At 53.3% G+C, this 8308-nt stretch carries 10 protein-coding genes; 4 read left to right on the top strand and 6 right to left on the bottom strand.

The features are described from left to right. The 3 genes from Q7V48_01515 to Q7V48_01505 all read left to right on the top strand — a co-directional run. Positions 1 to 493 (top strand): FAD binding domain-containing protein (locus Q7V48_01515; protein ID MDO9209419.1); only part of this gene is annotated, 493 nt, incomplete at its 5' end. Further along, positions 490 to 969, top strand: a complete 480-nt coding sequence (locus Q7V48_01510) for a (2Fe-2S)-binding protein (protein MDO9209418.1) — start codon at positions 490 to 492, stop codon at positions 967 to 969. The genes Q7V48_01515 and Q7V48_01510, both read left to right, overlap by 4 nt. A gap of 3 nt (positions 970 to 972) precedes the next feature. After that, positions 973 to 3285: a molybdopterin-dependent oxidoreductase gene (locus Q7V48_01505; GenBank protein MDO9209417.1), complete on the top strand. Its 2313-nt coding sequence runs from the start codon at positions 973 to 975 to the stop codon at positions 3283 to 3285. Between the two features lie 47 nt (positions 3286 to 3332). Here Q7V48_01505 and Q7V48_01500 read toward each other — a convergent pair whose 3' ends face one another. The 4 genes from Q7V48_01500 to Q7V48_01485 form a co-directional block, all read right to left on the bottom strand. Continuing rightward, a complete protein-coding gene (locus Q7V48_01500) occupies positions 3333 to 4697 on the bottom strand; it encodes an amidohydrolase family protein (protein MDO9209416.1) in 1365 nt (454 codons plus the stop codon). Between the two features lie 121 nt (positions 4698 to 4818). Next, positions 4819 to 6081 (bottom strand): Xaa-Pro peptidase family protein, encoded by a 1263-nt coding sequence (locus Q7V48_01495; GenBank protein ID MDO9209415.1) that lies wholly within the window; start codon positions 6079 to 6081, stop codon positions 4819 to 4821. A gap of 74 nt (positions 6082 to 6155) precedes the next feature. Continuing rightward, entirely contained in the window at positions 6156 to 6377 is a 222-nt protein-coding gene (locus Q7V48_01490; GenBank protein ID MDO9209414.1) for an FCD domain-containing protein, read from the bottom strand. 214 nt (positions 6378 to 6591) lie between these two features. Further along, positions 6592 to 6753 (bottom strand): hypothetical protein, encoded by a 162-nt coding sequence (locus Q7V48_01485; protein MDO9209413.1) that lies wholly within the window; start codon positions 6751 to 6753, stop codon positions 6592 to 6594. A 31-nt stretch (positions 6754 to 6784) separates the two neighbouring features. Here Q7V48_01485 and Q7V48_01480 point away from each other — a divergent pair, with 31 nt between their 5' ends. Next, on the top strand, positions 6785 to 7429 hold the full coding sequence (locus Q7V48_01480; GenBank protein ID MDO9209412.1) for a hypothetical protein: 645 nt from the start codon (positions 6785 to 6787) through the stop codon (positions 7427 to 7429). A 43-nt stretch (positions 7430 to 7472) separates the two neighbouring features. Here Q7V48_01480 and Q7V48_01475 read toward each other — a convergent pair whose 3' ends face one another. Next, positions 7473 to 7778 carry a type I restriction enzyme HsdR N-terminal domain-containing protein gene (locus Q7V48_01475; protein MDO9209411.1) on the bottom strand — a complete coding sequence of 102 codons (306 nt, stop codon included), beginning with the start codon at positions 7776 to 7778 and terminating at the stop codon, positions 7473 to 7475. 100 nt (positions 7779 to 7878) lie between these two features. After that, on the bottom strand, positions 7879 to 8308 hold a 430-nt coding region (locus Q7V48_01470), incomplete at its 5' end, for a hypothetical protein (protein MDO9209410.1).

The raw sequence follows: 8308 nt of genomic DNA, 5'->3' as shown, positions 1-8308 counted from the left end.
GGGGCGGGTTTGTATTGAGGGGGTTGAGGGGAAACGGGAGGTTGCGGTAGAGGAATTTTTTAAAGGTCCTGGGGAGACGGTGTTGTCTTCTGGGGAGATGATTACGGCGGTATATGTACCGGAGATGGCGGAGGGAAGTGGGGCTGCGTATATGAAGATTGGGCGGCTGGAGGGGATGGATTGTGCGTTGGTAGGGGTTGCGGGGTATTTGGCGCTGGGGGCGAGGGGGCGAGAGGTCAGGGAAGTTGGGTTAGCGGTGGCGGCCTGTGCGCCGGTGCCCTTGCGGGTGAAGCGGGCGGAGGAGGTGTTGCTTTCGGGTTCGTTGACGGAGGCGCGGCTGAAGGAGGCGGCGCGGGTTGTGGCGGAGGAGGTTACGCCGATCAGCGATATGCGGGGGAGTGGATGGTATCGGCGGGAGGTGGCTGGGGTTTTGGCGTATCGGGTGTTGGAGAGAGCGTGGAAGTTGGCTGAAGGAGATGGAGGTGGGCGGTGAAGTTAGCGATTGATTTTAAGGTGAATGGGGAGCGGCAGCAGTTGGAGGTAGAGCCGTGGGTGACGTTGGTGGAGGTCTTGCGCGAGGTCCTTCATTTAACGGGGACGAAGGAAGGGTGTGGAGAAGGGGATTGTGGGATGTGTATCGTATTGGTGGATGGGCGGCCTGTGAATTCGTGTTTGGTGTTGGCGGTGGATGTAGCTGGGCGGAGGGTGGAGACGGTTGAGGGGTTGGGTGGGGAGGATGGTGGATTGCATCCGTTGCAGCGGGCTTTTTTGGAGAGGGGTGCGGTGCAGTGTGGATTTTGTACGTCGGGGATGATCTTGAGTGCGAAGGCGATGCTGGATGAGGATCCGAAGGTGGGGGCGGAGGAGATTAAGCGGGGTTTGGCTGGGGTGTTGTGTCGGTGTGGGACGTATAAGAAGGTTATCGAGGCTGTGAGAGCGGCTGGGGAAGAGATGGGGAGGAAGAGGTAGAAAATGGATATTCGGTATGTAGGGAAGTCGGTGGTGCGGGTAGATGGTTTGGAGAAGGTGACGGGACGTGCGGTGTATAGTGTGGATGTGGAGTTGCCAGGGATGTTGTATGGGGCGGTGTTGCGGAGTCCGGTGGCGCATGGGCGGATTGTCGGGGTGGATGTTGCGGAAGCGCGGAAGGTTGCTGGGGTTCGGGCGGTTGTTACGGGGAAGGATTTTCCCTATACGTTTGGGAACATGATTAAGGATCAGCCTTTTTTGGCATTTGACCGGGTGCGGTATGTTGGGGAGCCGGTGGTCGCGGTGGCGGCGGAAACGGAGTTGGCGGCGCAGGTAGCGGTGGGGAGGGTGCGGGTGGAGTATGAGGAGTTGCCGGCCGTCTTCGATCCACGGGAAGCCATAGCCAAAGGTGCTCCCTTAATCCATGAGCATTTGGAGGAATATTTTCATTTACCTCGTTATGAAATTGTTCCGGGAACAAACATTTGTGTCCTGCGAACTTATTCTCTGGGGGATATGGAGAAGGGGTTTGCCGAAGCTGACGAGATCGTTGCAGATGATTATTATGCGCATCCCGTAGCCCATACCCCGATGGAGCCCCATGCCGCCGTAGCCCAGTACCTCCCTTTTACAGAAGAATTCACGATCTGGTCTTCCACGGATAGACCCCACACTATTGCCAAAGAACTGGCTGCAGCTCTGGGTACTTCCCTCAACAAAGTCCGCTATATCTCAACTTATTCCGGGGGGGGATTTGGCGGCAAGGGAACTATGGTGGCTGAAGCCATTGCTGTCGCCCTGGCGCGATTCACCAAAGGAAGGCCGGTGAAAGTGGTCCTTTCCCGGGAAGAGGAACTAACGGCTTCGCAAACCCGGGTGGGGGCATATCTGAAGCTTACCACGGGCGTGAAAAGAGACGGGACCATTACGGCCCGCAAGGCCGAAATGATCTGGGATAGTGGTGCTTATGCTTCCTGGGCCCCCGATGTCGCTTTCCGGGGGGCCTTGCAGATCATGGGTCCATACCGCGTACCCAACCTGGAGCTCCGTTCCCGCTTGGTTTATACCAATAAGGAAATCAGCGGTGCCTATCGGGGCTTTGGCACGACCCAGGTAACTTGGGCCTGCGAAGTCCATATGGATAGCATCGCCGAAAAGTTAGGTTTAGATCCCCTGGAGATCCGCCTCAAGAACGGTTATGTGGAAGGGGATCCCTACATCAACGGCCAGATTTTGCGCGGCGTGGGCATGAAGGAAACCCTTAAGCGAGCAAGCCGCGAGATCGGATGGGGAGAAGCAAAACCATCACTTGGGGGATCCAAAAGAAGAGGCAAGGGAATCGCCGTTACGATCAAGCCCACGGCAACCCCCACGGAATCCTACTGCTTCATCAAGCTATACGATGATGGGGGCGTTACCCTGCTTTCCAGTGCAGTGGAAGTCGGTTGCGGCCAGAAAACCGTCTTAGCCCAGATGGCTGCGGATACCATCGGTGTACCATTAGCCTCCATCTCCGTCCCTCAGTCTGATACTCATCTTTCGCCTTATGATCTCGGAGTATGTTCCAGCCGAACTACTTATCACATGGGGAACGCCGTTATTATGGCCGGCATGGAGGTGCGCAAGAAAATCTTGAAATTTGCCGGGGAAATTTTGGAGGCAGATCCTGAAAGCCTGAATCTTTCTGAAGGGAAGATCTTTCAAAAAGGTGCGGGAGAAGCAAGGATAAGCTTGAAGGAGCTTCTGGCCAAAAAAATCGGAGGAAGGGGCGGGTCCATTCTTGTAGGGGAGGGGCACTATACCCCGGTTGGCTCTCCCTTGCTGGCCGCTCTGCCCGGGCGGGAAGGAATGAGCAGTATCTTCTGGATGTTTGCGACCCATGCCGCCGAAGTTGAGGTTGATACCGAGACAGGCATAGTGAAGGTGTTAAAGGTTGCGGCGGCTCATGATGTGGGGAAAGCTATTCATCCGGTGTTGTGCGAGCAGCAGATCGAAGGTTCAGTGATCATGGGGTTGTCCAATACTCTTTTTGAAGAGTTTAAAATGGAAAAGGGGCGCATTTTGAATGATACCCTATCTGACTATAAAGTGGCTTCTACCTTGGATACACCTGAGATCGTTTCCATCATTGTAGAAACGGAACATCCAGAGGCTCCCTTTGGGGCTAAGGGGGTCGGAGAACCCGCCGCGGCGCCGACGGGTCCCGCCATCGCCAATGCGATCTTTGATGCCATCGGGGTACGATTCAAGGATCTCCCCATCACCCCGGAAAAAGTCCTATCCGCCTTAAGCGAAAAAAACAAGAAAGAAGCTTGAGGTAAATTTATGGTTGGAACTGACCCATCGTGTCCGTTCCAACCGATTTATTCATTCGGGAAGTTGTTTTTTCGGGTAACGAATCTCCCCCAACCGGGTTCTCCAATGACCTTTCCTTCCTCCATGACGATCTTTCCCCGCACCAGGGTCAGGACTACATCTCCGGTCACTTCTCTGCCGTGATAGGGTGTCCAGCCGCATTTGGAAACAACCTTGGCATTATCGAATACCACTTTCCGCTTTAGGTCAACCAAAATCAGATCGGCATCGCAACCCACTCGTAACGACCCCTTTTGTCCGGTCAGCCCGTAAATCATTGCCGGTCTTTCGCTGCGGAGATAAGCAACCTGCTGGAGCGTCAGGAGTTTCCGGGAAACCAAATCGAGCAAAATCAAGGTCGCCGTCTCCACCCCGGGGATCCCGAAGGGAGCCAGCCAGATATCTTGCACCCCTGCTTCCTTGTCTCCATAGGGATAGGGACAATGATCGGAGTTCACCATGTCGATGAGTCCGTTGGCAGCGCACCACCACATCTTCTCCACCTCTTCTTTTTTCCGCGGGGGTGGGGTGAACTTGGCAAACGGTCCTTTGGCCTTCAAGTCCTCCTCGGTGAGGTAAAGGTATTGGGCGCATGTTTCCGTGTAAATGGAAATCCCCTGAGCCCTCGCTGCAGCCAGTTCGAGAACGAGAGAAGGAAGGCTGGTGTGGGCAACAGCAACACGTGCTCCCGTCTTCCTTGCAGCATAAAGCAAAGTTCGGACAGCCAGCTCCTCTGCTTCAGGTGACCGCCACTCCGCAACGCTCAAAGGGTCTTTCCGGCCCTGTTTCCGCAACTGTTCTTCTTTCTTCTTCAAGAGTGAATCGTCTTCACAGTGAAAGAGGGCGATTCCGTTGAATGGGCGGATTTCGTCGAGGATCTCCATCAGGTTGCCGCTGAGGAGGGCGTCCGCTTCGTGCAATTCGCAGGTAAAACCCTTGAAGCCTAATGCCCCCGCCTCCCACAGACCCTTCAGATTTTTTAGATTGGTCAGGCTCAAACCGGCCAATAAACCGAAGTCGACGATAGAACGCGTCTTTAAATACTCCTTCTTACCCAATAACTCCTTTGTACCAAACACCTGGGGCTCTGTGCGATGGTGATCGATCACGGTGGTGACCCCTCCTCTGGCGGCTGCTCTGGTTCCGGTTGTGAAATCCTCCCGGTCGGTATAGCCTGGATCCATCATATGGACATGTCCATCAATCGCTCCCGGAAGGATGTAAAGGCCATGGGCATCGATCACTTTTGGAGGGTGATTTTCCAGAGATTGGGTGATCCCGACGATCTTTCCCTCGCGGATATAGAGGACACCCGGGTAGATACTTTGGGAGTCGACCAGAAGTCCGTTGATGATGGCCAGATCTGCTTTCATAGGACGACCTCCTGTAATGGCTTCCCGGTTCTCTTGGCCAACCGGCCTGCCCTTACGGCGAGGGCAGTGATCCGGCTGGCTTGGAGTCGATTTGGCGCTGATATCGTTTTTCTTGACGGGCTCACTTCAGCATCTCCTCTTCGAAGGGAAAGAGGGTGAAGAACTCGTGCCCCTTATCGGTAATCAGTATATCGCATTCCAACCGGACCGTTTGTTCCAGCAACGGATGTCCGGCAAAGGTCTCTACTGCAAAGTACATGTTGGTCTTAATCTCGGCGGGGTACTTCAGGGAATAGGCCCGCGAAATCCACATCCCCTCATAGAGCGTTAGACCGATGGAGTGGGCAAACTGTTGAAGCGTAACCGTCCCGTACTTGTCGTCATCATAGACCGGGAATTTTTCGGCCACGTCCCGACTCGTATTGCCGGGCTTCATCATTTCGATCGCGGCCATGAGAGAACCGTAGCACTCCTTGTAGAGGTCTTTCTCTTTCGGGGTGGGCTTGGCTTCCACCTTGAAGCAGCGCACGTAGTCCACGAAATACCCGGAAGGCCCGACGGTGTTGTTGTCGATGATCACGAGGTCACCCTGGCGAATGATCTTGTCGGTCGGCCAGCGGCGATAGGGACTCGTATTTCCACCGGAAGCAACGATGATTTCGTAAACGATTTCACACCCCTTGGAATACATGTACTCGATCATCTTCCCGGAAAGTTCTCTTTCGGTGATTCCCGGTTTAGCCCATTCATAACGAGCTTTGTACATGCAGGCATCCGCAATGGCCGCAGACTGTTTCAGAAGTTCAATTTCATCCGGGATCTTGACGACCCGGGCAGCCGACATGGCCGGCCAGGCATTGACGACGTTGATCTTCTTTTTCTGAAAAGCAGCCAGAGAAGCCATGTCGAGAGAATCGATTCCGATCTTCTCCTTCTCCACCTTATGTTCTCGAAGAACTTCGACAACGCTGTCCACCATTCGATCTACCATATATTCCACGGCTCCCTCGGACCACTTCCAGGTGATGGCCGGACGAATCCTTCCCTCCATCCACGGCAGATCGATTTTCGCGCATTCCAGGTCGGAACCGGCCGTCTCAAATAAAATGGGTTCTCCGCCTCGGGGAAGGACGGCGTAACGGATGAAGATGTTGTACTTCCAGTTTCCCTGGAAAGAGCTCGTCAGATAACGGACGTTCGCTCCGTCATAAACCACCAGGGCTCCCAGATCGTGGATCTCCATCTGCTCCTTGGCTCGGGCCAGTCGTTCCTTGCGGAGCCGGTCAAAATTGACCCTCTCCTGCCAATCCGCACCCGTCAGAGAGTATACCCTTCGGGGATCATACTCATGGGGTCGACCAATAAATGATAGATCCTTTACCATAATCCTTTCCTCCTTTTGAGTTAATGAAAACTCTGAAACCGTCCTCTCTCCCCGGAAAAGGGGAGACAACGGGTTCAGTCTTTTCCTTTTTCCAGAGCGACCAAGAGGGCCTTCTCCTCATCCAGCATATGTTGTTTCATGGCCTCCACCGCTCTCCCAGGATCCTTTGCTTTCAAGGCGAGATAAATCATTTTGTGGGCGTGGAGGGCTTTTTTGGGTGTCCAGGAGATGCGATAGATCTTGTTCTGGCTTTTGCGCATGAGATTGGCCAGCATGTCCCACATCAGAAGAAGCATTAAGGGAAAGCTTCCTCCCAGTGATCGACTGATCAAATGGTTTGACCAATTCGCATCCATTCATAGTATGCCTGAAATGCTTTGTCAACGGAAAAAAAGAGCTTTCCCGCTCCTCTTGGGAATGATCGGCACGAGCACAAAGGATGGGTTTCTGCCGCCTGCGAAAAGGGTGTTCCTCCCGCCAAATAGGGCTTCGGGTCGGTCATCGGGATCGTTATGGAGGAACGGGCCGCATCCTCTCATCTCGTTGACGAAGGACTTGATGCACAAAAGGCGGACGGTAAATGTCGGCTCGAAGCACCAAGCCATCGTCCATGGGGATCGGAACATCCCAGTCAATCCTCATCCCATCCCTAAGTTCACTCTTCTGGCTCATGGTCTCTCCTCCTTTATGCTGACTGTTGGACATGGCATGGGTACTTCTTTCGGAGTTACTGGGTGGAGAACCTGGAATAGCAAAGAATCCAAATATGCATGAACTTGAAGAGTACAATATCCCGATAACATCAATGATTTGCACGGGGGTTGGCCAGGCGGGGTCGGTCTCGCAGCTTTTTTACGAAATACAAGTGCAAGCAAAAAAAGGTCGTACAACAAGATTGGAAAAAACGCTTCGCAACGTCATCCCTAAATTGGATAAATTGGTTGATTTCCCATGGTATGCGAGACGTTTTGGTTACCTGCTTCCGAGACTATTCCTCAAATCTATTCTCAGAAAAATGGCCACGGAGATTAAGGATTCGAGATATAACCAACAATTTCTGGACGAGGATTCCATCAAAAGAAGGTTTTTGAGATTCTACGCGGCCTCATGCCTTCGGGCGAAGGAAGATTTTGGGATCGATCCTCCGAAGAAAATGATTTTTGGCCATACCCACGAACCTATTCCTATCGATAATCCCTTTAAAATCAAGAAAAGCGAATTACCCGACCTTGGTGTCCCAGAGGTTTGGGCGTATAACACCGGAGGTTGGCTAAAAGAGGGAACAAAGGGCGCAGAGGTGTTCTTTTTTGATGATGACGGGACGCTTTCGAGTGTATCCATTAAGTAAGTCTCACGTTGGTGATCATCCCTAATTTCAATACTGAATTTGCCTATGTGACGCCGTCGCGCTTGCACTCGATGACCGCGAAGGGGCGAGTGCGGGCGTCGTCGAGGAAGACGACAAGATCGGCGGCGTCCTTGGGCGTGCGGTCGGGGACGGTGACCTCGACCCCGATGCGGGCGGGTTCGTAGCCGTAGCGGAAGATGAGCTCGGCCCAGTATTCGGTGCGAACTTGCTCCTCGGGGGCAGAGAAGCGCTCGGAATGGTTAACCGCAACATAGGTGATCCGCTGCTTTGTCCCTTCGCCGGAGATAGTGGCGTAGCCCTTCTCTATGGCTTGTCCGAGATATGTCATTCGGTACTCCTTTTTATCGTTGTGCATCCTATCGTCTATGACGCATAACGTTTAAATCAGCGGGGCGGGTTAGCGTATCCGCTGGATTGATTTGTTCTGCTCACTCAATGCAATGGAGCATCTTAAGAATCGTTCCAACATCCCTCAGAAAGTCGTCCGCTTCCTTAGTCGTAGGCGTCTTGCCCGTGTGCACGACTTTGTTACGAACATCAAACACCCTCTTGAGCAACGCGTTAATAGTTGTCCGATCAACACCCGTCTGCTTAACATTTTCTCGAATAACGCGTCGAACACCAACTTTGCCATCAGATTGGTCCTCCAAAACGCGGGTTACCAGGTTCATAGCCGTGTAACCTAGTATTATCCCCTCGGTAGGGTCCGCCGTTCCCTTTGCCCGGTGATATACCTCGGCCACTTCACTCGCTTCTTCCAACGGTTTTCCCTCCATCAAAGCGCAGTACTTTGAGGGCATAACTGCATCAAGCGTGCAATCTAACTCGTCCGGCAAAAAGCGTTTGACAAACCGGTAA

The sequence above is a fragment of the Deltaproteobacteria bacterium genome (assembly GCA_030654105.1).
Classification (GTDB): domain Bacteria; phylum Desulfobacterota; class SM23-61; order SM23-61; family SM23-61; genus JAHJQK01.
The sequence above is the reverse complement of the archived record's forward strand: the minus strand, read 5'-3'. Positions and strand labels throughout refer to the sequence as shown.

What these genes read in the sequence shown, in the direction of transcription:
- Q7V48_01505 (MDO9209417.1), top strand. Translation starts at nt 973, where the DNA reads ATGGATATTCGGTATGTAGGGAAGTCGGTGGTGCGGGTAGATGGTTTG.
- Q7V48_01500 (MDO9209416.1), bottom strand. Translation starts at nt 4,697, where the DNA reads ATGAAAGCAGATCTGGCCATCATCAACGGACTTCTGGTCGACTCCCAA.
- Q7V48_01495 (MDO9209415.1), bottom strand. Translation starts at nt 6,081, where the DNA reads ATGGTAAAGGATCTATCATTTATTGGTCGACCCCATGAGTATGATCCC.
- Q7V48_01490 (MDO9209414.1), bottom strand. Translation starts at nt 6,377, where the DNA reads ATGCTTCTTCTGATGTGGGACATGCTGGCCAATCTCATGCGCAAAAGC.
- Q7V48_01485 (MDO9209413.1), bottom strand. Translation starts at nt 6,753, where the DNA reads ATGAGCCAGAAGAGTGAACTTAGGGATGGGATGAGGATTGACTGGGAT.
- Q7V48_01480 (MDO9209412.1), top strand. Translation starts at nt 6,785, where the DNA reads ATGGCATGGGTACTTCTTTCGGAGTTACTGGGTGGAGAACCTGGAATA.
- Q7V48_01475 (MDO9209411.1), bottom strand. Translation starts at nt 7,778, where the DNA reads ATGACATATCTCGGACAAGCCATAGAGAAGGGCTACGCCACTATCTCC.